The organism is Nocardia sp. NPDC052112 (assembly GCF_040680135.1).
In the GTDB taxonomy this organism is placed as follows: Bacteria; Actinomycetota; Actinomycetes; order Mycobacteriales; family Mycobacteriaceae; genus Nocardia.
On the sequence record NZ_JBFAWD010000034.1, the window covers coordinates 1 to 26,126 of the forward strand.

Annotated in this window: 16 protein-coding genes; 7 read left to right on the top strand and 9 right to left on the bottom strand. The window is 65.1% G+C overall.

The window, feature by feature from the left end:
• Positions 1–791 precede the first annotated feature (791 nt).
• The 4 genes from AB0L58_RS38385 to AB0L58_RS38400 all read right to left on the bottom strand — a co-directional run bounded on the left by AB0L58_RS38385 (position 792) and on the right by AB0L58_RS38400 (position 6,521).
• A complete protein-coding gene (locus AB0L58_RS38385; protein WP_364395329.1) occupies positions 792–2,390 on the bottom strand; it encodes a GMC family oxidoreductase N-terminal domain-containing protein in 1,599 nt (532 codons plus the stop codon).
• Between the two features lie 118 nt (positions 2,391–2,508).
• Entirely contained in the window at positions 2,509–3,870 is a 1,362-nt protein-coding gene (locus tag AB0L58_RS38390) for an NtaA/DmoA family FMN-dependent monooxygenase (RefSeq protein ID WP_364395331.1), read from the bottom strand.
• Positions 3,870–4,937: an LLM class flavin-dependent oxidoreductase gene (locus tag AB0L58_RS38395; RefSeq protein WP_364395333.1), complete on the bottom strand. Its 1,068-nt coding sequence runs from the start codon at positions 4,935–4,937 to the stop codon at positions 3,870–3,872. Before AB0L58_RS38395 ends, AB0L58_RS38390 begins: the two co-directional genes overlap by 1 nt.
• Before the next feature lie 132 nt (positions 4,938–5,069).
• Complete coding sequence (locus AB0L58_RS38400; RefSeq protein WP_364395335.1) at positions 5,070–6,521, bottom strand: MFS transporter; 1,452 nt, start codon at positions 6,519–6,521, stop codon at positions 5,070–5,072.
• Positions 6,522–6,682: 161 nt separating this feature from the next.
• Between AB0L58_RS38400 and AB0L58_RS38405 the strand changes: the two genes are divergently transcribed.
• Positions 6,683–10,843 carry a trypsin-like peptidase domain-containing protein gene (locus AB0L58_RS38405; RefSeq protein ID WP_364395337.1) on the top strand — a complete coding sequence of 1,387 codons (4,161 nt, stop codon included), beginning with the start codon at positions 6,683–6,685 and terminating at the stop codon, positions 10,841–10,843.
• Between the two features lie 26 nt (positions 10,844–10,869).
• On the opposite strand, the gene AB0L58_RS38410 is transcribed toward AB0L58_RS38405, so the two are convergent.
• Positions 10,870–11,535 (bottom strand): sigma-70 family RNA polymerase sigma factor, encoded by a 666-nt coding sequence (locus AB0L58_RS38410; RefSeq protein ID WP_364395339.1) that lies wholly within the window; start codon positions 11,533–11,535, stop codon positions 10,870–10,872.
• Positions 11,536–11,642: 107 nt separating this feature from the next.
• Here AB0L58_RS38410 and AB0L58_RS38415 point away from each other — a divergent pair, with 107 nt between their 5' ends.
• Genes AB0L58_RS38415 through AB0L58_RS38435 form a run of 5 tightly spaced genes read left to right on the top strand, consistent with a single transcriptional unit; the run spans position 11,643 to position 18,000 of the window.
• Positions 11,643–12,170 carry a hypothetical protein gene (locus AB0L58_RS38415; protein WP_364395341.1) on the top strand — a complete coding sequence of 176 codons (528 nt, stop codon included), beginning with the start codon at positions 11,643–11,645 and terminating at the stop codon, positions 12,168–12,170.
• Positions 12,167–13,426 carry a DUF4328 domain-containing protein gene (locus AB0L58_RS38420; RefSeq protein WP_364395343.1) on the top strand — a complete coding sequence of 420 codons (1,260 nt, stop codon included), beginning with the start codon at positions 12,167–12,169 and terminating at the stop codon, positions 13,424–13,426. Before AB0L58_RS38415 ends, AB0L58_RS38420 begins: the two co-directional genes overlap by 4 nt.
• A 37-nt stretch (positions 13,427–13,463) precedes the next feature.
• On the top strand, positions 13,464–15,119 hold the full coding sequence (locus AB0L58_RS38425; protein ID WP_364395345.1) for a hypothetical protein: 1,656 nt from the start codon (positions 13,464–13,466) through the stop codon (positions 15,117–15,119).
• Positions 15,116–15,526 carry a hypothetical protein gene (locus AB0L58_RS38430; protein ID WP_364395347.1) on the top strand — a complete coding sequence of 137 codons (411 nt, stop codon included), beginning with the start codon at positions 15,116–15,118 and terminating at the stop codon, positions 15,524–15,526. Before AB0L58_RS38425 ends, AB0L58_RS38430 begins: the two co-directional genes overlap by 4 nt.
• Complete coding sequence (locus AB0L58_RS38435) at positions 15,523–18,000, top strand: Hsp70 family protein (protein WP_364395349.1); 2,478 nt, start codon at positions 15,523–15,525, stop codon at positions 17,998–18,000. Before AB0L58_RS38430 ends, AB0L58_RS38435 begins: the two co-directional genes overlap by 4 nt.
• A gap of 92 nt (positions 18,001–18,092) precedes the next feature.
• Here the strand turns inward: AB0L58_RS38435 and def are convergent, their stop codons facing one another.
• A complete protein-coding gene (gene def / locus AB0L58_RS38440; RefSeq protein ID WP_364395351.1) occupies positions 18,093–18,749 on the bottom strand; it encodes a peptide deformylase in 657 nt (218 codons plus the stop codon).
• A gap of 166 nt (positions 18,750–18,915) precedes the next feature.
• Between def and car the strand changes: the two genes are divergently transcribed.
• Positions 18,916–22,395 (top strand): carboxylic acid reductase, encoded by a 3,480-nt coding sequence (gene car / locus AB0L58_RS38445; RefSeq protein WP_364395353.1) that lies wholly within the window; start codon positions 18,916–18,918, stop codon positions 22,393–22,395.
• Here car and AB0L58_RS38450 read toward each other — a convergent pair whose 3' ends face one another.
• From AB0L58_RS38450 to AB0L58_RS38460, 3 genes are read right to left on the bottom strand one after another with little or no spacing between them, the layout of a single operon-like run.
• Positions 22,396–23,019 (bottom strand): TetR/AcrR family transcriptional regulator, encoded by a 624-nt coding sequence (locus tag AB0L58_RS38450; protein WP_364395355.1) that lies wholly within the window; start codon positions 23,017–23,019, stop codon positions 22,396–22,398.
• Positions 23,020–23,031: 12 nt separating this feature from the next.
• Positions 23,032–23,916 carry an SDR family oxidoreductase gene (locus AB0L58_RS38455; protein WP_364395357.1) on the bottom strand — a complete coding sequence of 295 codons (885 nt, stop codon included), beginning with the start codon at positions 23,914–23,916 and terminating at the stop codon, positions 23,032–23,034.
• A complete protein-coding gene (locus tag AB0L58_RS38460; protein ID WP_364395359.1) occupies positions 23,913–25,391 on the bottom strand; it encodes an NAD(P)/FAD-dependent oxidoreductase in 1,479 nt (492 codons plus the stop codon). Before AB0L58_RS38460 ends, AB0L58_RS38455 begins: the two co-directional genes overlap by 4 nt.
• Positions 25,392–26,126 lie beyond the last annotated feature (735 nt).

A 26,126-nucleotide genomic window follows, 5' to 3' on the forward strand; every position in this document is an offset into this window, starting at 1 on the left:
ACTGATTACGGAAGCAACAATCGCCCGCTGTGCTGACACCGCACTGTTCCCGTGCTGACACGACCGCTGACACAGAGCTGACAGATCCCACATGTGGCTGGAGCTTGCGGTGATCTGTGGCTTCGACACAGGTGTCTTCGGCGCTGCTCGGGAAGACCCATCCAGCCGACGCTGTGCTTCGCGGTTTCGGCGTCGTTGGAACCGTGCTGCGAGTCAGTGCCGCAATGCTCGCGGTGCTGGTTTGACGAAGGCCAGGGGGCATGGCGGCCGTTCCGCCATGCCCCGGGGCAGTGCGATGACGTTATCGGAGCGAGCTCGGTGATCTCTGGCAGACCACGATCACCGCCCCGGATCAGACCGCGATGTCGGTGGATCATCTTGCGGTGTAGGCGGTTTCGGCTACTGACTCGGCACTGCGTCTTGCGCGGCGAGCGAAGACCACGGCGCAACGGCCATCGCGGTGTTGGAATGGTGGTGTCGAGTTGGCTGTCGGTACCCGCCCGCTGTTTGTCGGTTCAGCGCGGCCGTGTGGTGGCGTGGTGCGAGCGCAAACAATCGGGTGGGCATGGCGGGCTGACATTCGGTGCGGCGCAGCATCGTATGTGCACACGCATGCAATGCGATATTGCACCACATGCCATTTCGAGCCTTACTTTTGCGGCACCGCTGTTCTGGATCACGGATTCACTTGTCCGCCCCGCGCATTCTCGCGCGGCGTTCTGTGGATCCGATTCGGCAATACGCTCGATCGCGACCCGGCGGCATCGAGTACCTTCGGCTGGGACAGCGCGCTAACCACGATGAATGAACTGCGCCGCCTGCTCACCGATGAATACGCTCGGCGCATGCGTGTGTCCCCGGATCAGCAACGGCATCACCGACGCGTCCGCAACGCGGAGTCCTTGCACTCCACGCACTTCCAGTCGCGGCGTGACAACACTGCCCGCATCGGTGCCCATCCGGCAGGTACCGACCGGGTGATACAGGGTGTGCGAATAGCCGTTCAATGTCAATTCCATCGCGGCCTCGAGCTCGGCCGGAGCCTGCGGTGGATAGATCAGCGGCCCGAGTGCCGCCTTCAGCGCCGGAGCCGCGGCCAGTTCTGCGCACACGCGCAGACCCGACATTATCGCGGCGCGATCCGCGCCACCGCTATCGGACAGGTAGCGCGGATCGATAACCGGTTTGGCCGCGGGATCTCCGGAACCCAGCGAGATCCGGCCGCGACTATGCGGTCGCAACAGCACCGTCGCCAGCACGACCCCGTGCTCGGTCGGATCCTCGAGGCCCTCGTAGAAGAACGGCGCGGGCGCGAAAATCAGCTCCAGATCCGGCAATTCGAGATCGGATCGGCTGCGGACGAACCCGTAGGCCTCACCGACATTGGAGGTGAGCATGCCGCGGTGCCGGATCAGATAATCGAGCAGCTGAAGTGGTTTCTCGGCCGCGAAGAGCGAATCGGATTCGACACCGTAGCCGAGTGCAGCCACCAGGTGGTCCTGCAGATTGGCGCCCACCTCGGGTGCGTGGTGCACCAGCGGAATGTGGTGGCGCGCAAGCTCGTCCTCGTCGCCGATGCCGGAGAGCATCAGCAGCTGCGGGCTGTTGATCGCCCCACCACAGAGCACCACCTCGCGCCGGGCGGCCACGGTGTGCGTGACGCCGTCCTTGCGATACTCCACACCGGTCGCGCGTGGCCCACCGGTCGGCGAGGTCTCGAAGATGATCCGTGACGCGAGCGCCTCGGCATATACGGTGAGATTCGGACGGCGCATCGCTGGCTTCAGATACGCGTCGGCGGTACTCCACCGCCTGCCACCGTGCTGGGTGACCATGGTCTGGCTGAAGCCCTCCGGCTGCGGCCGGTTCGGCGGCTCGACTGTGAATCCGGATTCCTCGACCGCGGCCAGGTACGCCGCGGTGAGCGCGCGCGGACTGCGCTGTCGCGAGATATGCAGCGGCCCGGTCGCGCCCTCATCCGGATACTGGGCGTCCTCGACGGTCTCGATCTTGCGGAACTGCTCGACCGCCGCGGCGAACCCCCATTCATCCCCGGCCAGCAATGCCCACTCGTCATAATCGGCACGGAATCCGCGCACCCACATCATCGCGTTCATCGATGACGATCCACCGAACATCTTGCCGCGCGGCCAGTAGATCTGCCGATTCTTCAGCTCGGGCTGCGGTTCGGTCAGGTAATCCCAATCCACCTCCGAGCGGAACAGTTTCGCGAACGCCGCCGGAATATGCGCGAATTTGTTCTTGTCCGGCGGCCCGGCCTCGAGCACCACCACCGAAACATTCGGATCGACACTGAGCCGGTTGGCCAGGACCGCACCGGCCGATCCGGAGCCGATGATCACATAATCCGCGGTAACTCCTGCTTGCACTGTCCCACTCCGATCTGCGCTGCGTATGGCCAACATACGAGCAACACGCGGACCCGGGTTCGGTTTCGGTGACAAACCGGCCGTCTTTCGTGGATCGGCCCCGGCTACCGGTGCACGATCAACGCCTGGTCAGCGGCGGCCGCAGGCCGAGATGTTCGCGCAGTGTGGTGCCCGTGTACTCGGTCCGGTACGACCCGCGCTCCTGCAATTCCGGAATCAGCCAGTCCACGATCTCGTCGAGTCCGGTGGGCACCAGATACGGCGAGATGTTGAACCCGTGGGTCGCGCCGTGGCGGACCCACCGTGTGAGCTCGTCGGCGACCTGGCGAGGTGTCCCGGCGAAACCGGACCGCTGCGTGGTCTCGATGGCAACCTGGCGCAGCGACAGCTTCTTGGCCTCGGCCAGCGCACGCCACTCCCGGGCGATCGCCACCGGATCCTGACCGTCGCGTTGTGCGCCGCGCTCACCCGAAATCGCCCGGGGCCGCGGGTCGTCCGCGGGCAGCGGACCGTCTGGATCGAGGTCCGAAAGATCACGACCCCACACCTGGCCGACCAGGGAAAGCGCGGTCTGACCGGTGAATTGGCCCTCCAACACCCACCGTGCCTTCTCCTCGACCTCGGATTCCCGCTCCGCCAGCACGATCTGGGTACCGGGCAGGATCTTGATGTCATCGGCCGGTCGGCCCGCGCGTTCCAGGCGGGCGCGAATATCGTTCGCGAAGGCCAGGGCGGCGTCGAAATGTGTTCCGTGCCTGGAGAAGATGACTTCGGCGTCGGCCGCCGCGAAATCGCGGCCCGCGGATGAATCACCGGCCTGGAAGATGACCGGATGGCTCTGCGGACTGCGCGGCAGTGTCGGTGTGATCGAGACCTGGAAGTGTTCGTTGTCCCGGGTCACGGTCGGTACGGAATCCGGTGCGGCCCAGTCGGTAGCGTGGCGCGAAGTCGCGATCGCATCATCGGCCCAGGCATCCCAGATCGCGCGGGCGGTCCGAATGAATTCGCCCGCGCGCTCGTAGCGCTGCGCGTGGTCGAGGAAGCCGCCGCGTCGGAAATTCTCGCCGGTCCAGGCATTGTCGGTGGTGACCGCATTCCAGCCGGCGCGGCCGCCGGACAGCAGATCCAGACCCGCGAGTCGGCGGGCGAGATCGGCGGGTTCGTTGTAGGTGGTGTTCTGGGTGGCGACCAGACCGATCCGGCTGGTGATTCCGGCCAGCGCCGCCAGCTGGGCAATGGCGTCGGGACGCCCGGCGATATCGGTGTCGAGCAGCTGGCCGTTCTGCTCGCGCAGGCGCAGCCCCTCGCCGAGGAAGAATGCGTCGAAGAGTCCCCGCTCGGCCGTGGTGACGATATGCCGGAAAGTTTCGAAGTCGATCTGTGAGCCGCTGCTCGGATCCGACCAGATGGTGCTGTGATTGACGCCCTGGAAGAAGACGCCGAAGTGGACCTGTGCGTCGGGAAACGGAATCTCGGACATCAGTGCTCAGCCTTCGCATAGCGGTTGATCGGCCGCACCAGGCCGAGATTGGCGCGCAGGGTCGAACCCGGTACCGGGCGGTGGGTCACACCGGCGCGGAAGAGTGCGGGCAGGACGTAGCGTGCCAGCGCCGGGAGGTCTTCGTCGATGACGGCCGGATGCAGGCGCACACCGTCGACGTGGTGAGCGAGTTCGGTGATGCGGCGCACGAGTTCGGTGGGGGAGCCCGAGAACGTCAGGCGCTCGGTGCGGTTCGCGGCCGTGTGCCCGTCCAGATCCGCAAGGCGTTCGGCGGCGGTCGCATCCGGAATATCGAGGGCGACATCGAGTTCCGCGAACACCTGGGCGCCGGTGGCCCGCGCGCGTTCGGCGGCGGCGAGCGTCCGAGCGAGATCGCTTGCGGTGACCAGGATGACGTCGGCGCCATCGGCGTCACGTGCGAAGACGACCACCTGCCCCTGTGGCGGCCGAGGCACGATCGCCGGACCCTTCACCGAGAACGTTTCGCCGCTGAAGTCGATGTAGTGCAGCTTGTCCCGATCCAGGAACCGGCTCGACGCATAGTCACGCACCACCGCGTCGTCTTCCCACGAATCCCACAGCCGACGTGCGACCTCGATCGAATCCCGTTGTTCGCGTGCGAGTTCCGCTTCGGCAGTGCGTGCGGGACGTCCCCAGGTGGTGGCGGCCGCCGCGTCGGTCGTCGCGATCCACCCGCCGCGCCCACGGGAGGCGTAGTCGAGCGTGGCCAGTTGTGACGAGGTGTGGAACGGCTCGGCGTAGGTGGTCGCGACCGTGGCGACCAGTCCGATGGTGCTGGTTGTCCCCGCGACGAATGAAGCCCGCGTCACCGCGTCGATCCGCCCCGCCGGATGTCGCGCGGGCGGCAGGATGGAATCGTCGAAGGTGGCCAGAGTGAAACCGGCATTCTCCGCCGCGCGCACCCGATTGCGCAGCGTATCGCCGGTCAGCAAGGTGTCGGGCGCATGTGCGGCCCGCCGCCACGCGGCCGGGTGATATCCCTCGCCATCCAATTCGATGCCCACCGCGAAGCCAGTTCCGCTCATTGGTATGACGATCGTCAAACCGGTCCGCCACCGCCATGGTTTGCGTCGCGATGATCCGAACCCATCGCGCGGCTTTCGATCGTCTGGTGATCCCGGATTCGCCAGCTGGCGAATCCGGGATCGTTGCCGCACCTACCCTGCGGCGCGAGCGGACAGCGCCGCGGCAACCAGCACCGTGACGCCCTCCGCGATCGCGGTGCCGCCCAACGCGTGTGCGGCCGACAGTGCCGTGCTGCCTACGAGGCCGAGGAATACCGATCCGAAGCAGGCGATCCCGACCACGATGCCGAGCTGCACACTCGTCACCAGAATGCCGCTGGCATCGGCCGCGAGGGCCACGGGAATCCTGGCCAGGGTGCGGGTCATCAGCGGGCTGAAGGCGAGACCGAAGCCGATGCCCTGGATCCCGAAGACCACCAGCGGCAGCGGCCCGAATTCGGCGCCATTGCGCAGGATGGTGCCCAGCACCACCATGGTGGCCGCACCGAGCAGCAAGCCGAACGGAATCATGGCGGCGTGCAGGCGAGATGGGATGCGCTCCCAATTCAGACTGGCCAGCGCGAAGGTCACGCCCATCGGGATGAACAGCAGACCAGCGTGCAGTGCGGTATATCCGAGCGTGCTCTGCAGGTGGATCGCCATGACGAACATCCACCCACCGAAGGTGGCCATGATCGTGAACAGCGTGCCCGCCGTGAGCGCCAAACCGGGCGAGGTCAGCACACGCCGCGCGAACAGCGGCTCACCGTCTCGTGCCGCGACGGCCCGCTCGATCACCACGAATACACCTACACCGATCACGCTGGCGCCCAATGCGATCCACGTCCACAGCGGCCAATCCTGCTCATGCCCCAATACCAGCGGGAGGACCAGCAGCAGCACCGAGAGGGTGAGCATGGTCAGCCCCGCCAGATCCAGCTTCCGATCGAATCGCGCGGTGGCCGTGGGCAATACCCGCGGCGCGATCAGGAGCAACACTGCACCGATCGGCACATTCACCAGGAATACGCCGCGCCAACTACTCCCGAACAGGTCGGCATTGACGATCAAACCGCCCGCCACCTGACCGACGACCATACCGCCGGAAATGATCGCCGAGTACGCGCTGAGCGCCTTGGCCCTGGCATTGCCGGTGAAATTCCGCTGGATCATGGTCATGATCTGCGGGATCATCGCCGCGGCGCCCGCACCCTGTAGGAACCGGAAGACGATGAGCGAGAACTCATTCCACGCCAACCCGCAGGCGAGCGAGGCGACGGTGAACACTGCGAGGCCGGTGATGAAGGTATGACGCTGGGTGAACCGATCACCCAGCCGAGCACCGGTCACGAGCAGAACCGCATAGGCGATCACATACCCCGCGACGATCAACTGCAATGCGGATCCGCTGGTATGCAACGAAGTACGAATAGAAGGTATGGCGACATTCACGATCGAGGCATCGAGCACCGCCATGAACTGCCCCGTGAGCAACACCGCGAGCACCGCGATGGTCCGCCGCGCACCGAACGCGGCAGGTTGAACTGCCGACCCCGCAGCGGCCGACGTGGCCGCAGCGGTACCTGGCTGCAAGGTCTGAGTCATCTCATGAGCTTGCGTCCGATCCGACACCAGTAACAGGAGTCCGTTGACACTGGTACTGGCAACACCTGGATGTCGACGGGTGGAGGCGGCGAGATGATCTCGCATTCGATCTCGAACCCTGTTGTACCGCGATATGTTCGTTCGGGTACAGAGGGAGGGCTATGACTGCAGGTGGTTCGAGCGCTGTCGCGCGATTCGGCTCGGCGCACGCGCGCATCCGCACGACCACGGGTCAGGTCGTCGGCGCGGGATTCCTGGTGGGCCCGAACGTCGTCGCGACGTGCGCGCACGTGATCGCATACGCGGCCGGTACCGATCCCGATGATGTGCAGCCGCCAGACTCGATTGTGGCGGTGGACTTCCCGTTGCTGCCGTCGGCCGGGTCTCGGCAGGCGCGCGTGCGCCGGTGGACACCGATCGCCGAGGATGGCCGAGGTGATATCGCGATTCTGGAGCTGGACGACGCCGTGGGCGATTCGGTTGCACCACCGTTTTGGCGTGCCAATGACCCGTGGGGACGCGAGTTCCGGATGTTCGGCTTTCCTGCCGAGTTGTCCGACGGTGTCTGGGCGTCCGGCGAGTTCCGGGAGCGGCAGGGTACCGGCTGGCTGCAACTGCAGCGGGTCGGCGGTCAGCCGATCACGCGGGGGTTCAGCGGTGCACCGGTGTGGGACAGTGGAACCGACGCGATCGTGGGGATGGCTGCGGTTGCCGACCCGCGTGGGTACACCGGCACCGCATTCATGATCCCGATCTCCGAAGTGCTCGGTATGGACCCCTCGTTCGTCCCCAATCCATATCGTGGGCTGGAGCCGTTCGACGAGGAACACACGGACTACTTCTACGGTCGAGACGACGATGTCGAACGTGTGTTGTCGGCACTGCGGCAGCGACCGCTCGTCGCGGTGGCCGGACCGTCGGGCATCGGCAAATCCTCGCTCATCCGTGCGGGGGCGATTCCCCGCCTCCGCGCCCAGGGCCGCCGGATCGCGACCGTCCGGCTCGCCGGCGAAGTATCGCCGGACGCCGCCGCCATTGCGGCCGTCCGTGCGGTGACCCCGCGATTCGGTCTTCCCGACGGTGGCCAGCTCGCGACGCTCCTGGTGGAGCAGGCGGCGCGCGAGCCGGGGAGCGAAGACGATTCGGTGGCGCGGCTGATCGAACGCGTGCCGCCGGAGGGCTTGGTGCTGTTCGCGGATCAGTTCGAGGACTTGGCCGCGACCGCGCCGGAGCGGGCGCGTGCGGTGCTGCAATGGCTGATGGAACTCACCCGCGCCGATACCGACGGGCGCATCCGCATTCTGCTCACGTTGCGGTGGGATGCGCTCACCAACCTGATCGACGCGGAACTGGCCGGATTTCTCGACGGCGCGACGGTGGCGCTGGCACCGATGGGTCGTGACCAGCTCCGCGACGCTATTCGGCAGCCGGCGGCCCGCGCACCGGGAGTCGATCTGCAGCCAGCGCTTGTCGAGCGTCTCGTGGACGATACGGTGGGCGAGCCGGGCGCACTGCCACTGCTCGAGTCGACCATGACGCAACTGTGGGATCGACGGGCCGGTGCATCGATCACCATCGAAGACTACGAAAGAGCGGGCCGCGCAACAGGTTTCTTCACCGACCGCGCCGACCATGTGCTGGCCCAGTTCACCGATCCGCTGGAAACATTCGACGTGCAGCGCTTGCTCAAGCTGCTCGCCGCTCCCGTTTCGAGCGGAGACGGTTTCGTCCGGTCCGTGGTGTCGATGGGTGATTTTCCTGAACTGCGCAGTGTCGCTGGACGATTGGCGCGCGATCGGCTGGTCGTCGTCGGACGCGACTCGCACGGAACCGATACCGTCGAACTGGCCCATCAGGCCCTCATCGACAACTGGTCGCGGCTGCGCGGCTGGCTGCAGGACGACCGCGACTTCCGCGCCTGGCAGCAGCAACTCGAGCAGGACCGTCGGAAGTGGGAGCAGTCCGAGCACGACAACGGCGCGCTGTTGCACGGCAGGGCGCTGGAGGATGCGCTCGAATGGGTGGACAGGCGCAAACCCGAAGTCCCCGCGGCGCATCGGCTGTATATCGCCGCATCCCGCCGACTCCGCCGACGTGCGGTGCGGCGCTTGTGGAGCGTCACCGCGGTGGTCACCGTGCTCGCCATGGTCGCCTCCGGCACTGCGGTCGTCGCCTATCGCACCAGCCAGGAACGGACGGCACAGTTGCGCGAGCAGGCCGGAATCAACCTCGCTCAGCAATCGGAAGTGCTCGGTAACACCGATCCGTCGGGGGCGCTCCAATTCGCGCAAGCCGCAGGAAGATTCGCCCCGGGAAATGCTGATGTTCGTGCGGATCAACTGCTCGAGCAGGTTCGGCTGGGCTCATTGGAGGTCGCGTATGGCCATCTGTGGTCCGATGTGAAGGCAGTGGGCTTCAGCGCGGATGCGTCGGTCTTGGCAACTGCCGAATCGGACGGCGGTGTCACGGTCTGGACGGGATTTCTCACCGGATCGCCGTCGCCATGGCGGGTGGCCACGGTGCCGAATGTCCTGAGTGCACGCGTGAGCCCCGATGGCGGCAAACTTGTGGTTTTCAACGATCGTGGCGGCATCACGCTGTGGGACGTGTCGACGCGATCCGGTCCTGTCACTGTTCGTCCCGACGGCGCGGATGTGGTGGGAAGAACGGCGCTCGTCCCGATGTTCTCCGAGGATGGCAGACAGTTGTTCGTTTCTGTCGATCCGAAGCGGGATTATGGCACCTATTTCGGCGCTCCTGATGTCGTCGAACGATATGACGTGTCGGGGCAACCTCGCCGCCTCCCTGACATTCCCGCCGACGGCATGCCGACACGGGAGGTCGAACGAGTCGACTCCGTGAACGAGACCCTGTGGCTTACAGAGACGGACGTCGATTTCAAAGATCACCGGATCATTTACGATCTGAGAAGCGGTCGGCCAGTTGGTGAATGGCGGGGGCGCGCCGTCACCCCGGACGGACTGACAATCGAATGCGCCGATGACGCGAAGACGCTGATCATTCGCGGCGCCGACGGTGCGCAGCTGCGCAGTGTGGGTCTCGGCGGTTGCGGATCGATCCGGCTCGACAGTACAGGCCGATTCGCGATCGAATACCACGTAGGAGAAAGGGATTCGTTCGGGATCGCAAAGCTGGTCCACATTGCGACTGGACGCCTCTATCAGGTCCAGGTTCGATACAGTTCCGAGGCGGTCGTCCCCGCGGTGCATCTGACCTCGGGCGGTCCGTTGTTGATCCACGCGACGACCAACGGCATCGAGCGATACACTCCGGCAGCGGAGTCCAACCCTGATTGGCCCGAGATCACGCCCGACGCCGTCACATCCCTGTGGAGCCCCGACGGTCGTTATGTCGCAGGCGATCGCGGTGAAACGTTCGAAGTCATCGACCTGAAGTCGATGCGTCGTGTCTTCAGCCTGCCCGGTTATATGCTTCGGGAGTGGCCACACGCGATGCTCGCCTTCACTCCCGACGGGCGGCACGCCATGATGTGGACCGGCACGTCGAATGTCGCCGTTGTGCTCATGCCGGACTTCGACGAGATAGGTCGGATACAGCTCCCCACACCCTCGGGATTGGATCCGGCACATGAGTCGTTCATAACCTTCGCCATCCGTACCGACGACGAAGTGGCCGCGCTGTACGCGGGGGCCATCACGCGCAGGCGTATCAGCGACGGTCGACAGATCGGCGGTCAGGTCCTGCTCAGCAAGAACCTCGAGGATTTACGGATTACCGCGAAAGCGTCGACCCTGGTCGGTTATGCGTCGCCGGACTCGGTTGTCGTCAACGTCGCCAACGTGTCGCTGCAGCTGTGGAATCTCGAGAGCGGCACGCTGGTTCGTTCGTTCGTTCGTCAGGGCGCACGCGTGGTGAGTGTCCATATGAATCCAGGGCAGGCCGATGTGCTGGTCCAGGACGACTCGGGTGCGTTGTTCCGATGGAACACTGCCACCGGCGAATCGGCGAAGTTGGACATACCGCTGGTACCGCATGACTCCGTGGTCGCTGGCTGGTCACCGGACGGTCTTGTCGTGTTCGGCAACAAGTCCGAAGTCGAAGTGTGGGACACCCGGACGGGCACCAGCACGAAATTCAGCGTGCCTGGGTCCACCATGGTCTGGAAGCTCATCGGAACGATGCTCATTGGTCTTTCCGATCTCGGACCAATCCGAATCAACCTCGACCGCAACAATATTCAGCAACGGCTGTGCGCGATCAGCAGTCGTGACTACACCGATGCCGAACGCGACAAGGTCCCGCGCGGCGTCGACACCGAGCCGCCATGCGCGAGCGGCTGATGCTGAAGCGTTGATTCGATTGTGTATCAGGCGGCTTCGAGGTTCGCGCGGAGCCGTTTGAGCGCGGCGTGCACATAGGCCTTTACGGTCCCGTCTCCCACGCCCATGATCGCGGCTGTTTCGGCATAGGTGTTTCCCTCGAACGCGCGCACGACCACTGCCTCGCGCTCGCGTGCGGGGACGGCGTTCAGCGCGGCGATCAGCATGTGCCGCAAAGCGATCACATCGTCGAACGCCAGTCCGGCACCGTCTGCCAGCTGCGCGATCCGCGTCTCGCCGTCGGGATCGAGGCGTTCGCGATCGTTGGCGGCGCGCCGCCAGGTATCGCGGGTCAGGTTCTTCGCGGCGGTCCAGATGTAGCGGCGCAAGTCCTCGGGGTCGCTGATATCGGGGCGCGCGGCGTAGACGCGCATGAATGCGGTCTGGACGATGTCTTCCGCGTCGGTGCGGCTCCCGACCTGTTTGGTCACCGAGGCCAACAGCATGTCCTTGGTCGATTCGTACGCCTCGATCAGCAGGTCGTCGAATGTCCGCGCCGAATCGGCGCCGCCACGCCCGATCCGAATCACCGACGTCTCCGGAGCGCTCGCGAGCAATGACAGCGGTTCCCTCGCACACCCCCGCAGCACCTCGCCCAGCAGCGCGATCAGTGCAACATCACGTACCCAATCGCCATCGTCTGCCGTGCTCATCCGAATCGCCTTCCTGTGCCCTTACCGAACTACAACAGGTCCGTGCCCGAAAAAGTTGGGCACGAAACGTGGGCAACCGTTTGCCCCGTCACCGAGTTGTGGGAGGCATGAAACCGTATCCTGCAACGCCTGCGCAGCATTCCGATAATCCGCCCAGTGGCTTCACCGCGATCACCGCAGGTGTGTTGGCTGGTCTCGGCGCCGCCTCGCACCTGCTCGGAGTCATCCTCGTCGGCCTCGTACTCGGTTCGACACCAGCCGATGCCGGACTGGACGGCGAGTGGCCGTACTGGTTCGAACCGGTGCTCGTCCTGATCGGTCTCTTCGGGCTCACCGTCGGAGTCCTGTTGGCCACGGGAGCTGTCCAGCTGTTCCGCAGACGGACGGTTGGTCGCAGGCAAGTGCTGGTGGCGTGCACGCTGAACATATCGGTCGGCTGGATCATGCTGGCGTACCTTGCAATTGCCGGTTTCGGAGCCGACAGCACGGTCAGCTTGGAGGTCGGTCCTTCCGTATTGGCCACTCTCGCAGTCCAGACCCCGGCGCTGATCACGCTCGCACTCGCCGCGGCTCCGGCGACCAAGCGCTGGCTCGACCACCGCCCGGTGCAGCCTCTGGGAACGGACGAAAAATGACATACCAACCGTATCCCGGTACCCGGCCGAATCCGCAGGGCGGACACCGACCAAGTGGCGGCACCGCGATCGCGGCGGGAGTGCTGGCATTGCTCGGCGCGGCGCATCGGCTGCTGAGCGCGATGCTGGCGGTCGGCCTGTTCATATTTCTCGGCACGGGCAGTGAACTGCTTCGCGAGGCGGATCGCCCGATGCGGACGATCTTGCTGATCTCTGCCCCGATCTTCTCGATGATCGGCGTGCTGCTGGTTGTCGGCGGCATTCAACTGCTCCGCCGCAGCCGGGCGGGCCGTGCCTTCGTCGTCATCGCCTGCGCGGCCGATATCGCTTATGGGATAATCGAATTCGCGATTGTGCAGGCTGTTGCCGCGAGTAGTGGCGATCTGATCTTGATCGGCAGTCCCGTGCTGGTGACGATCGGGGTCATCTTCCCGGTCGTCACGATCGGATCGACCATGGCCACCGCCACGACGCGTTGGCTCGAATACGACAGCTCGCGGAACTCGGCGAGCCGCCGGGCCGAACCTGGGCAGCACCAGGGCCAGGTGTCGCCCGCTGTCACCCCCGCCGCCGCGCTCGGCACAGTGCGGGCCGTACGACCGATCGACGCGCTCGGGCGTTGGTCGATCGGATTGATCGGCTGTACCACAGCTGCACTGCTCGTCTTTGTGAACGCCGAGGCGCTGGGCTATCGCGCGCTCGACCACTATCGCGGGGAGTATCCGAATGCAACAGCCCGCAATGAGTTTCATGACTGGAGCATGATTGTCGGTTCGGCCATGGTCGTCGTGCTCATGGCATTGCTCGGCACGGGGATCGTGTTCCTGACGTGGCTATGGCGGGCCCGCACCAACGCCGATGCGTTGTGTGCGGCACGGCATCGGCTACCGATCGGGTGGGTGGTCGGCGGCTGGTTCTGCCCGCTGGTCAGCCTGTGGTTTCCCGCGACGAGCCTCACCGACGTCCTGCGCGCCAGTGATCCGCGGACACCGACGGATGCGCCGGACCTTCGTGGGCGCCCTGGCGGGTTGTTGGTCGGTGTGTGGTGGTCGGCGTGGTTGGTCACGTGGACCGTGCTTTTCTGGCCGGTCGATTCCGACTTCCTGTCACCGGCGCGGGCCGCTGTCGTGGCGCTGTCGATGGTGGTTGCCGGAGCGTGTGCGGCGGTGATCATCACTCGCATCGGCAACTGGCAGCGCTCGCGGGCACTGGTCGGCAATCCGAGTGACATCCGAGCTCGATCGTGGAGTCGATGACGACAGGGTGGTTATCGGCGAAGTTCGAGGAGATCCGATGAGCCGAACAATCGAGCCCGGCCACGAAACCGGCCTGCGCCGTCTCGTTGGCCCGGAGATATACCAGCGCAATGGCTTTCGCTTGACCGGATTGGACGTCACGGCGTCGGCTCGTGCGATCCGGCGGCGCGCCGAGGAGGCCCGAGGCAATGAGCGGATTATCGAGGCCGGTCGGCAACTGGGTGACCCGATGCACCGGATCGTCGACGAATTCTTCTGGCACTGGCCGGGATACGACGCGCATAATCGCGCGGTCGATGCGCACGCGAAGGCACTGGCCGATCCGACGGATGGTGTCGACTGGGCGGGGGTGCGGTTGCTCTGGCATGAAGCCAGCAGTGAAGAGTCCGGCTGGAACTATGTGCGCGACCGGATTCTCCAGTTGGACGAGCCGGAGATCCGCCCCGATTTCGTCGACCAGTTGCGGCGGCTGCTGCCTGCGTTGCTGGTTTCGATCAACGCCGCCCTATTTGCCCGCGCGATCGAACGCGGGGACGATGCGGCGGCCGCGGATCAGGTGCGTGCAACCGTGCGGATGGCATCCGGCGACGAGCGGTTGGCCGGTGCGGAGATCGCAACAGCGATCGAGCCCTTGCTCGACGACATCCGGCGCCGCGCGGTCGCGGCACGGGGTCAGGTGACGGCGGACCCTCGACGCGGATTGGTCGTCGCCCAGCAGTTGATCGCGCAGGCCGAAGACTTATCCGGGGTTATCGGCGACACGCCGGGCCGCGCGCTGGTGGCGACGCTTTGCGACGAGATCGCCGCCGCCGCACGAGTGTGCATCGCCGCCTACGGCAACGAGACGGGCGATTCCCGCCTGTGCGCGCAGTTGCTCGTGCGGGCGCGCGCACTCACCGACAACATCGTGGCGGTCCGTGATATCGACGGGGACAGAGGTACTTTCCTGAGCAACGAGCTCAGCGTGATCTGTGACCGTATGCGCGCCCCCGCTGGTATCCAACCCGATTACGAGTTGACGGATATTGCGACGCTGCTGGATTCGGCGGAAGACGCGCTCCACCTGCTCGCCGGAGTTCCGGGCATGTCGACGGAAGTATTCCGCAGTAGCAGTGACGCAGTCGCGCTGTCCGTTGTCACCGCTGTGGCGTTGGGTTTGCCGACGGTGTGCGATTTCCGGAGCGCGGAGGTGTTGTTGCGCCGCGCAGAGGCGCTCGCGGCGACCGACGACACCCGGGTTCTCGTCGATGCGGCTCGCATGGCCGCGACGATCGGGCACGAAGTAGGTCAGCGCTGCTGGTTCTGCGGGCAGCCGAACGCACCGGAATCCACCGCCCAGGTGCGGTTGATACGAAGACGCACGACAACCGAGCAGACGGTGGTGGATATCGAGCGATGTCCATCGTGTCAGCAGGCGTGGAATCGCATATCGCGGGTCCTCGGTGCGATGAACCTGATCGTGCTCCCGCTGGTCTTGGTCTTCGTAGTCGTCCTTGCTGTGCTGGGGTTGTTCGGCGTAATCGGTTTGGGCTTTTACCTTCCTGCCTTCGGTGCCTATGTCGTCGCTTACGCCGGAACACGAATTGCCGGGTACGGTGCGCGACAAATCGACGAACGCATGCGAGAACATCCGACTGTCGCCAGGGAGCTCACGGATACCCGGGTGCGGGCGATCATGGCGGTGCGAAAGTGATACGCGACAGCGTGGTTTCAGCGGCCCGCAGCTCGGTCGCACTGGTGTACGCACGCCTGAATCCGCCCGCACCCGTACCGGAGCACCGCTGCGGTGTGCTCGCACCCGACGTCGTCGCGGCGATCGCGACCGCACAGCGCAGGCTGGACGGGGTCGAACTGCCGCCGCTGCGGCGCCAGATCCGTGCCACGCTCGAATATCTCGCCGAGGCCGGTGTCGACGTGCAGGATCACGCCGGTGCCGAATTCGTCGCTGGTCAGGGGCTGGAAGTGGTTGCCGGCAGGAGATGCCGGGCATCGATCGGGCGACCGTGGTGCAGACGCTCCGGCCGAGCGTGTGTCTGCACGACGAAACTCATCCAGACCGGCGAGGTGATCGTCGGCATTCCCACGGGAGGTGCGTTATGAACGCAATCAACTTCGGCATCGACCTCGGTACCACGAACAGTGCGATCGCCGTACTGCGCGGTATCGACACCGAGATCGTCAAGAACAACGAAGACTTCGACACCACGCCGTCGGCGGTCTGGATCAGCAGACACGGCGGGCTGCACGTCGGTCGGGCGGCGAAGGCCAAGGCGGAAATCGATCCGGACAACACGGCGGTGGAGTTCAAGCGGCACATGGGACTTTCCGGCGCCGTCAAGCACTTCGCCGGTTCCGGCCGGAGCCTCGGTGCGGAGGAATTGTCGGCGGAGGTGCTCAGATCGCTGCGAGCGGACGTGCTGCAGCGGCTCGGTGACAAGGTGGACGCCGCAGTGATAACGGTGCCCGCCGCGTTCGATCTGAACGCTTGCCACGCGACCCGCCGCGCAGCCGAACTCGCCGGTCTGCGGCAGGTTCCGTTATTGCAGGAGCCGGCCGCGGCGGCGGTGGCGCACGGATTCCAATCGAGTGCGGACGGCGTGCGCTGGTTGGTGTACGACCTCGGTGGCGGCACGTTCGACGCGGCCGTCGTCCGGCTGCGCGACGGCGAGTTCAGCATTGTCACCCACGCCGGTGATAATCATCTGGGCGGCAAGGACATCGACTGGCGGGTCGTCGAGAAGCTCCTGCTGCCCGCCCTCGCGCAGCGGCACGGGGTCGATGTACGACGTGGCGATGCCCGCTGGCGGGCGACACTGAATACGCTCAAGCTCGAGGCCGAACGCGCCAAGACCCGCCTGTCTCGTCAGGTGAGTACCGAGATCGTCGCCGAACTTGTCGGGCCGGATGGGCTGCGGCGCTACGAGTTCGAATTCGAGTTGTGCCGCGCTGATCTCGAGCGCCTCGCCGGCCCGGTGATCGCACGCACGGTCGAATTGTGCCGACGAGCGCTGGCCGAGAAGAATCTGGGCCGCGACGACATCGAACGCGTGATCCTCGTCGGCGGGCCGACGCTTTCGCCGTTTGTCCGGGACTATCTCGCCGACCCGGAATCCGGGTTGGGTATCGCACTCGATCACTCCGAGGATCCGCTCACGGTCGTCGCGCGCGGCGCCGCGATCTTCGCGGGAACGCAACGCTACGAGGCTGTTTCGGCACCACCGGTCGCGGGCGGTGGCTTTGCACTCACACTGGACTACCAGGCGGTCGGGCCGGACTGCGATCCGCTGATCCGCGGCCACATCGAACCGGTCGACCACGGTCTGTCCATCGAGTTCGGCAATCCCGCATCCCGCCCGCCATGGCGCAGCGGCCGTATCTTGGTCGCGCCGGACGGCACGTTCGCGACGCGGGTGCTCGCAGAGCGTGGGCGGCTCAACATGTTTCGAGTGTGGTTGTACGATGCGCTCGGCAACCGCCACCAGGTCGGCCCGGACACATTCACCTACACCGTCGGCGCGGTGCAGACCCGGCAACCGATGATCCATTCCATCGGAATCGGCCTCGCCGACAATACATTGCTGCCGCTCGCGGCCAAAGGCGCCACGTTGCCGGTGCGTTGCCGTGCGAAACTTCGGACCACGATGACCGTTGCGCCCGATGTCGCGAGCGGCGTGATCCGCATCCCGATCCTCGAAGGCGAACAGCCGAGGGCGGATCGGAATCGGCGGGTGGGCTGCCTGGAGGTGCGTGCCAAGCAGGTCTCGCGGCCGCTGCCGCTCGGCTCGGCTATCGAGTTCATCGTGGAGATCGACACGTCACGGCTGGTGACCGCCCGCGCCTACGTGCCGATGCTGGACGAGGAGTTCGACCAGGTCGCCGATCTCGAATCCGAGACGGCACCCACCCACGCCGAGCTCGTCGGCCGAGTGCGTGAGATCCGGGAACGATTGGCGTCGTTGCGATCTCGTCAACGGCAGGCTGGCGATCCGGTCGCCGGCATGGTGTTGATGCAGATCGACGAGGCGGGCCGAACCGAGACAATCGAACAATGGCTCGCCGCAGCGCTCGACGACACCGACGCCGCACGAAGTTGCGATGCGCAGGTGCGCGACCTACACGTCGCTCTCGACGAAGCCGAGGATGCGCTGCAGTGGCCCGAACTTGTGGCCCAGGCTCGTTCGGCTCGCGCCGACGCCACCGATATCGTTGCCGCACATGGGAATGCCGATGACGCGACTGCTATGCGCGCAGCGACGCTCGCGATCGAAGATGCGATCGACACCCGCGACTCGACGGCGCTGCGCCGGCACACGAACGCCCTCGGCCGCCTCATCGGTCAGGTACTCGATCGCGCAGGTATTTTCCAGGTCGGGCTTTTTCACCAGCTCGCTGCCCGCCGAGCCGAGATGGGCAGCCCGCTACATACCGATCGCCTCATAGCGCAGGGTTACGCCGCCTTGGACCGTGACGACACCGCGCCGTTGCGAACGATCAACAGCCAGCTCCTTGCCTTGCTGCCGACGGCATCGCAGGCAGCAGGCGATCCGTTCAGCACGGTTCGTCCGTCGTACTGAGCTCCAGCTGTCGCCGCCGAATATGCGCTGCCAACCGGCCCCGAACGCTCGCTTGGCCAGCGGCCTGCGCGGCTCATGCGATTGCCGCCGCGCTACGCCCGATGACCTTGTCGACGAGCCGCGAGCTCAGGCAGGTCGAAGCCCAGGGCCTCGGCCGCGGCGGCGGGGGTTGGTTGGGACCAACGGTCGATCAGGGTTTGGCTGGAGGTCAGTGAGCGGGTGATGGCACGATCGATGTAGAGGGTGCCGTCGAGGTGGTCGGTTTCGTGCTGGACGATGCGGGCGGGCCAGCCGGAAACCTCCTCGTCCAGTTCGCGGCCGCGTTCGTCCTGGCCGCGCAGGCGCACGTGGGCGTGTCGCGGGACGACAGCCTGCCAGCCCGGAACGCTCAGGCAGCCCTCGAAGAATGCGGCGTGCGCGGCGCCGAGGGGGTGGTAGCTCGGGTTGACCAGGACGCGGAAGGGTAGCGGGACCCGCCCGCGAGCCGCGCGCACCTCATCGGTCACCTCGGCCGGATCCTCCAGGACGGCCAGCCGCAGCGGTATCCCGACCTGTGGTGCGGCCAATCCGACACCCGGTGCGGCATGCATCGTCTCCCGCATCGCCCGCACCAGCCGGTCCAATTGCGCCTCCGTCAGCTGTCCGTCGTAGCGTGCGGCCGGCGCGCGTAGCACAGGATCGCCTGCGGTAACAATGGAGAGAGGACCATCGAGCAGCGTCTCGACAAGATCGGGGAGCGGGATCGTCATGGTTTCAGCATCGCAAGGCGCCGCGGGGCGCCATGATCTGGCCGGACCCGTTGCCGAATATTTACCGCGTTGGAGTATTTAGCCAAGCTAACATGTTACTGGATATAGGCGTCTTCAATCTGCACAGAACAACCGACGGTCGGCATACGACCGAAGGAGGCTGGTGATGATTATTGATACGCATATGGAACGGGTAATGAGTCGCATCGCCGACCTGTACGCGACCTATCCGGACATTCGCGACGCGCAACCGAAACCGGAGACTTCCGCCGCGATCCGAGAACCCGGAATCCGGCCATCACAGATCGTGGCGACGGTCATGGCGGCCTACGCCGATCGTCCCGCGCTCGGGCACCGGGTCCTCGAACCCGCCACAGACGCGTCCGGGCGGCGCACGCTGCGACCGCTGCCCGAATTCGCCACCATTACCTACGGCGAGTTGTGGGCGCGCGTCGGTGCGATCGCCACAGCATGGCATCACAATCCCGACAATCCCATCGAAGCCGGCGATTTCATCGCGACACTCGGCTTCACCAGCGCCGACTACACCACGCTCGATCTGGCGTGTCTGTATCTCGGCGCGGTTGCCGTACCACTGCAGGCCGGTGCCGCGCCGAAGCAACTGTCTGCGATCATCGCCGAGACCGCCCCCCGCATCCTCGCCGCGACCCCCGAAAATCTCGCGGCCGCGGTGGCATGCGTCCGCACCGGACCGGCGCCGGAACGCGTCGTGGTCTTCGACTACCACCCCGAGGACGATGATCAGCGCGACGCATTCGAATCCGCGCGCGATCGCTTGGCGAACACTCCGATTGTGGTGGAATCGCTGGATTCGGTTCTCGAGCGCGGTCGTACTCTGCCGCCCGCACCGCTGTTCGTACCCGACGACGAAGCCCTGGACCTGCTGATCTACACCTCCGGCAGCACCGGCACACCCAAGGGCGCCATGTACACCGGCCGGTTGGTGACCTCGATGTGGGCGTCCCAGCCCGATGTCGCCGGGATCAGCCTGAACTACTTGCCGATGAGTCATGTGGCCGGACGTCTATCGCTCTACGGCGTGTTGGCCCGTGGCGGCACCGCGTATTTCACGGCCAAGAGCGATATCTCGACGCTGTTCGAGGATTTCGGCCTGGTCCGGCCGTCCGAGGTGTTCTTCGTGCCACGCGTGTGCGATATGGTCTTCCAGCGCTATCAGAGCGAGATGGAACGTCGTGCCGAACCGGGTTCCGACCTCGCCGAACTCGACCGTGCGGTGAAAACCGAACTGCGCGAAGACTTCCTGGGCGGCCGATTCATCTCGGCCATCGTCGGCAGTGCACCGCTGGCCGCCGAGATGAAGACCTTCATGGAATCGGTCCTCGAGATGGACCTGCATGATGGTTACGGTTCGACCGAGGCGGGCGGCGCCATCATGGTCGATAATGTGATCCACCGTCCACCCGTGCTCGATTACAAGCTGGTGGACGTGCCGGAGCTGGGATATTTCGGCACCGACCAGCCGCATCCGCGCGGTGAGCTGCTGCTCAAGACCACCACCATGATTCCCGGGTACTACAAGCGTCCCGAGGTCACCGCGGAGATCTTCGACTCGGACGGTTTCTACCGGACAGGCGACGTCGTTGCCGAATTCGCACCCGATGAACTCGTCTACCTCGACCGCCGCAACAATGTGCTGAAGCTGTCCCAGGGCGAATTCGTCGCGGTCGCGCACCTGGAGGCCGTCTATGCCAGCAGCCCGCTGCTGGAGCAGATCTTCGTCTACGGCAGCAGTGAGCGCGCCTATCTGCTCGCGGTCATCGTCCCGACCGAGGAGACGTTACGCCTCGCCGATCCCAAAGCGGCACTGAGTGATTCGCTCCAGCACATCGCCAAGGAAGCCGATCTCGAGTCATATGAGATCCCCCGCGATTTCCTCATCGAAACCGAACCGTTCACCACGGAGAACGGTCTGCTCTCCGGCATCGGCAAGTTGTTGCGTCCCAAACTGATCGAACGCTACGGCGAGCGCCTGCAGCAGCTCTATGCCGAACTGGCGCAAGGGCAAGCGAACGAATTGGTCACACTGCGCCGCGAGGCCGCCGACCTGCCGGTTCTGGAAACCGTGAGCCGGGCCGCCCGCGCATTGCTCGGTTGTGCGACAACCGATCTGCGACCGGATGCGCATTTCACCGATCTGGGCGGCGATTCGCTGTCCGCGCTGTCATTTTCGAATCTGCTCCGCGATATCTTCGCCGTCGACGTTCCTGTTGGCGTTATCGTCAGCCCGGCCAACGGATTGCGCGAATTGGCCGAGTATGTCGAATCGGCGCAGCAATCCGGTGCGATCCGGCCGACCTTCGCCGCGGTCCACACGCACGGCAACGTCGCACGTGCCGATGAGCTGACACTGGACAAGTTCATCGACGCGCAAATCCTCTCCGCTGCAACGACTCTCCCGCGCACAACCGAGACGCGTACGGTGCTGCTGACGGGTGCCAACGGCTACCTCGGCCGGTTCCTGTGCCTGGAATGGCTGGAGCGACTGGACAAGTCGGACGGCACACTCATCTGCATCATTCGTGGCAGAGACGCCGCGGCGGCCCGGAAACGACTCGACGAGGCTTTCGACAGCGGTGATCCGGAGCTGCTGCGGCATTACCGCGAGCTGGCCGCGCGCCGCCTCGAAGTGCTGCCCGGTGATATCGGCGAGCCGAATCTCGGCTTGGACGACGCGACCTGGCATCGGCTGGCCGACACCGTCGATCTGATCGTGCACCCCGCCGCATTGGTCAACCATGTCCTGCCCTACGACCAGCTGTTCGGACCGAATGTCGTCGGTACCGCGGAAATTATCCGCCTGGCCATCAGCTCGCGGATCAAGCCGGTCACGAATCTGTCCACTGTGGCCGTCGCCGCCCAGATCCGTCCATCGTCCTTCGAGGAGGACGGCGATATCCGTGAAATCAGCCCGACGCGTGCCATCGACGACAGCTACGCCAATGGCTACGGCAACAGCAAATGGGCGGGTGAGGTCCTGCTGCGGGAGGCGCACGACCTGTGCGGACTTCCCGTGGCCGTCTTCCGATCCGATATGATCCTGGCGCACAGCCGATTCGCCGGTCAGCTCAACGTTCCGGATATGTTCACCCGGCTGCTGCTCAGCCTGGTGGCCACCGGCATCGCTCCGTACTCCTTCTACGAGACCGATGCCGACGGCAAACGCCAACGCGCACACTACGACGGTCTGCCCGTCGATTTCACCGCCGAGGCGATCACCGCCATCGGCACCGAGGAGCGCACCGAGTACCACACCTTCGACGTCCTCAATCCGCACGACGACGGCATTTCCCTCGACGAATTCGTGGACTGGCTCATCGAATCCGGCCACCCCATCCGGCGGATCGACGACTATCAGGAATGGTTGCGCCGATTCGAAACCGCGCTGCGCGGGCTCCCCGACAAGCAGCGACACGCCTCGCTGCTACCGCTGCTGCACGCCTACAGTCATCCCGAGCGGCCGATCCGCGGCGGCGCCATCCCGGCCGAGGGGTTCACCGCCGCCGTCCACGCCGCGAAAGTCGGTGCCGAACATGATATTCCGCATCTGACTCCCGCACTGATCGACAAGTACGTCAGCGATCTGCGCTTGCGCGGACTGCTGTAGTCAGCTGAGCCCGAGAATGGTGATGGTGAGTCGGGTGGCATAGTCGACCACCTCGTCACGATTGGCCTCGACATCCCCGTCGAGCCAATCGAGGAACAGTGCGACGAGTGCGCCGGATATCGCACTGACCGGCAGCGGAATCCGACCGGATGCGGATGTGAAGCGTGCGGCCTGATCCGGTGCCAGTTGCGCGGCGACGAGCGTGACGAACGCGGGCAGCGCGTCGGTACCGCGGGCGCGCAGCGTGTCATCGGCCAGGGTTTCACGGAACATGATCCGCCCGCGGCGCGGATCGTCCGCGAAATATTGCGCTGCGGCATCGAAAGCCGTTCGGGCACGGGCCGTTTGATCGACGGGCGCGTCGCTCAGCCGGGTGGTGACCGCCGCGGCGAGCCCCTGTGCGGTCCGGTTGTAGATCTCGATGAGCAGGGCTTCGCGGTCGGCGAAGTTCTCGTAGAAGTAGCGCAGGCTCAGGCCCGCTTCGCGGCAGACCGCCCGCATGGTGATCGCCGCCGCCCCCTCGCTGCCGAGCAGCGCATAGCCGGCGCGCACGAGTTGCTCGCGGCGCTCGGCGGCGCGGCTGGCCATGGTGCTGCCGCGCCAGGTGGTGGCTGACCTTCTCACGGGTTGATCATGTCATGTGCCGTTGGATTCGCCGCGCGGGCGTTGTTCCAGCTTGCGCAGCAGTACCCGCAGCTGTTCATCGGTGCTGAGGTACTGGTCCATCAGCACATTGATGGCGCCCCGCAGCAGGGCGTAGGGCTCCCAGACGCGGGGGGCGATGGTGCGCGCAGCGCGGTGGGCGATGCCATCGGCGATGGCCATGGCGGCTTGGGTGGCGCTGATGCGCTGGTTGAGCGGCCAGGGCAGCATGGCATCGGCCGCGCGGCCGAATTCGTCCTCGTCGAGCGTGTGATGGGTCATGGCGGTATCGACGATGCCGAAATAGGCGACCCCGGCGGTGGCGCCGGTGGCGGCGAGTTCGACCCGCAGCGCGCGGCCCAGTTGTTCCACACCGGCCTTGCTGATCATGTACGGGGATCCGCCCATTCCGGGCGCGAATGCCGCGCAGGAGGAGACCACCACGACGTGGCCGCGCGTGGCGACGATATCGTCGAGTGCCGGTCGGACGGTATTGAAGACGCCGGTCAGGTTGACCCCGATGACCCGGTCGAAATCGGTGGGATCCATCGTGCGCAGCGTGGCGGGCGTCGGGGTGATACCGGCATTGGCGATTACGAGATCGATGCGGCCGAAGCGGTCACGGACCGTCGCCATCGCGGCGACCATACTGTCGCGGTCGGCGACATCGGCGCGTAGCGGGACCGCACGCGATCCCAATCGCGATGCGGAAGTGTGGACTTCGGCCTCGTCCAAGTCGAGCATGACGATCCGCGCGCGGCGGCGGTGCAGGATCTGCGCCAGTTCCGCACCGATGCCGCGTCCGGCGCCGGTGATCACCACAACCTTGTCGGCCACGTCGAAGGTGTCATTGGTCGGCAGCAGCCTCAGCAGGTTCATGATGCCTCGATCAGGTAGGCGTCGGAATCGAATCGCATAGTGCGCCTGGCATATTCGAAGCTCCAGTTCGGATACAACCCGGCGTTGTGCCGGCCGTCGGCGGTCTGGTAATAGCTGCGGCAGCCGCCGGTGACCCATACCGTATCGCGGCTGCGTCGCTCCATTTCCTCGACGAAGTCCCGCTGCACCTGTGGCCGCACCTCGATCCGGCGAAGTCCGTTGTCGCGCATATTCTTTACCGCGTCCACGATATAGCGGATCTGGGCCTCGATCATGAAGATCGCCGACTGGTTTCCGGCCGCGCCGAACGGGCCGAGAGTGGTGAAGAAGTTCGGAAATCCGGTGACGGCGGTGCCGAGATAGCTCTGTGGACGTTCACGATACAGCTGTGCGAGGCTGCGGCCCGTGGTGTCGTTGATGACCTCGAATATCCTTGGTGGCACTCCGAATCCGGTGCCCCAGATGATCGTGTCGATCTCGTGTTCGGTGCCGTCTACGGTAACGATCGATCGCGATCGGACCTCGGCGATCCCGGCGGTCGCCACCTCGACATTGGGCTTGGACACCGCGGGATAGTAGGCATCGGAGAAGATCGCGCGTTTACAGCCGATCATGTAGTCGGGCGTCAGCTTCCGGCGCAATCGCGGATCGGGAACCTGCCGACGCAGCTGCAATCGGCCCAGCGCCTCGAACGGATGACGGAACCGCTTGTCCACGAACCCGACCAACCCGAATCCCTCGATGCCGGTGAAGTATGCGGCGCGGATCATCGTGCCCAGTAAGGGCATTCGGCGCACGAGTGTGCGCTCGACGGCGCTGGTCGCCCAGTCCATGCGCGGCACGATCCACGGCGCCGAACGCTGGAACACCGTCAGCCGTTCTACCACGGGCTGGATCTCCGGAATGAACTGCACTGCGGACGCACCGGTGCCGATCACCGCGACCCGCTCGCCGGATAAATCGTGGTCGTGATCCCAATGCAGGGAATGGAACTGGGTGCCGGTGAAATTCGCGATACCAGGCAGGCGCGGGATCTGTGCCTCGCTGAACGGACCGATCGCCGAAACCAGGACATCGGCGGTCAGCGTCGCGCGCCCGGTGCGAATGCGCCATCGCCCGGTGGCCTCGTCCCACACGGCGTCGAGTACTTCGGTGTCGTACCGAATATGTTGTGGCACATTGTATTTATTCGCGACACCACGGAGGTAATCGAGGATCTCCGGTTGGGTGCCATAGCGGCGCGACCAATTCGGATTCGGGGCGAACGAATACGAATACAGCATCGAAGGCACGTCGCACGCACAGCCCGGATAGGTGTTGGCGCTCCAGGTGCCGCCGAGGTCGCGGCTGCGTTCGAGGATGACGAAGTCGCGGAACCCGGCCTCGCGCAGCTGTACCGCCAACCCGATACCGGCGAACCCGGCTCCGATGACAACGATCGGCACATGGTCGGGTCGCGTCGTCGGGTGGTCCATCTGCGCTCCTTCGGACGGGTCCGCACTCGAGCTCATTGGAATCGGCCGATTCCAATGGAATCAGATGATTCCTCTACGGCTGGTCGGGTGTCAAGGTCGAGCGGTGTTATCGCAGCGGTCGCTTCGGACCCAGCAATGACCTACCCGGGCACCCGCCCTCGTCGACGCACCACCCAGCTCACTTCTTCAGGGCTGTGTCATAGCTGCCGCAATCGCTGTCGACCGAAAATCGTTGGGGAGACACCTGCCCGGTTTATCGACTGCCGATGTATCTCGTCTGCCTACGCGTCGATAATTTGCCCATCGTCGGCAACTGATCGACGGCTATGGAATGGCTTGGGGTCATCGAAGGCCACGGGACGGCGCCGCAAGATGGAAAGTTGTTGGGGGGCAAATTATTACAGATCGTTCCTGATAATGTCCGGTAGCATGGACAGTGTCGGTGATGCGCTATTGCTGTTCGCGCGGGGATATTTGGGCGGTGCGATCGAACAGTATTCGGCGTTTCAGGAGCGAATCGGCGCAGCCGTTCACGCACGGTCTGCGGATCAGGCTTTCACGCGGCAGTGGCAGACCGGTTCGCTCATACACGGTCTCGTGGAACTCCCAGTGGGCCCGAATGGTCCGTGGTCGATCGACACGGATCACGAACCGTGTTGCGCCAGTACATCCTCCGCGAACGCATCGTTAACCAACTTCAGCAGTCACTCCTCTATCAGGAGTTAACTCACATCT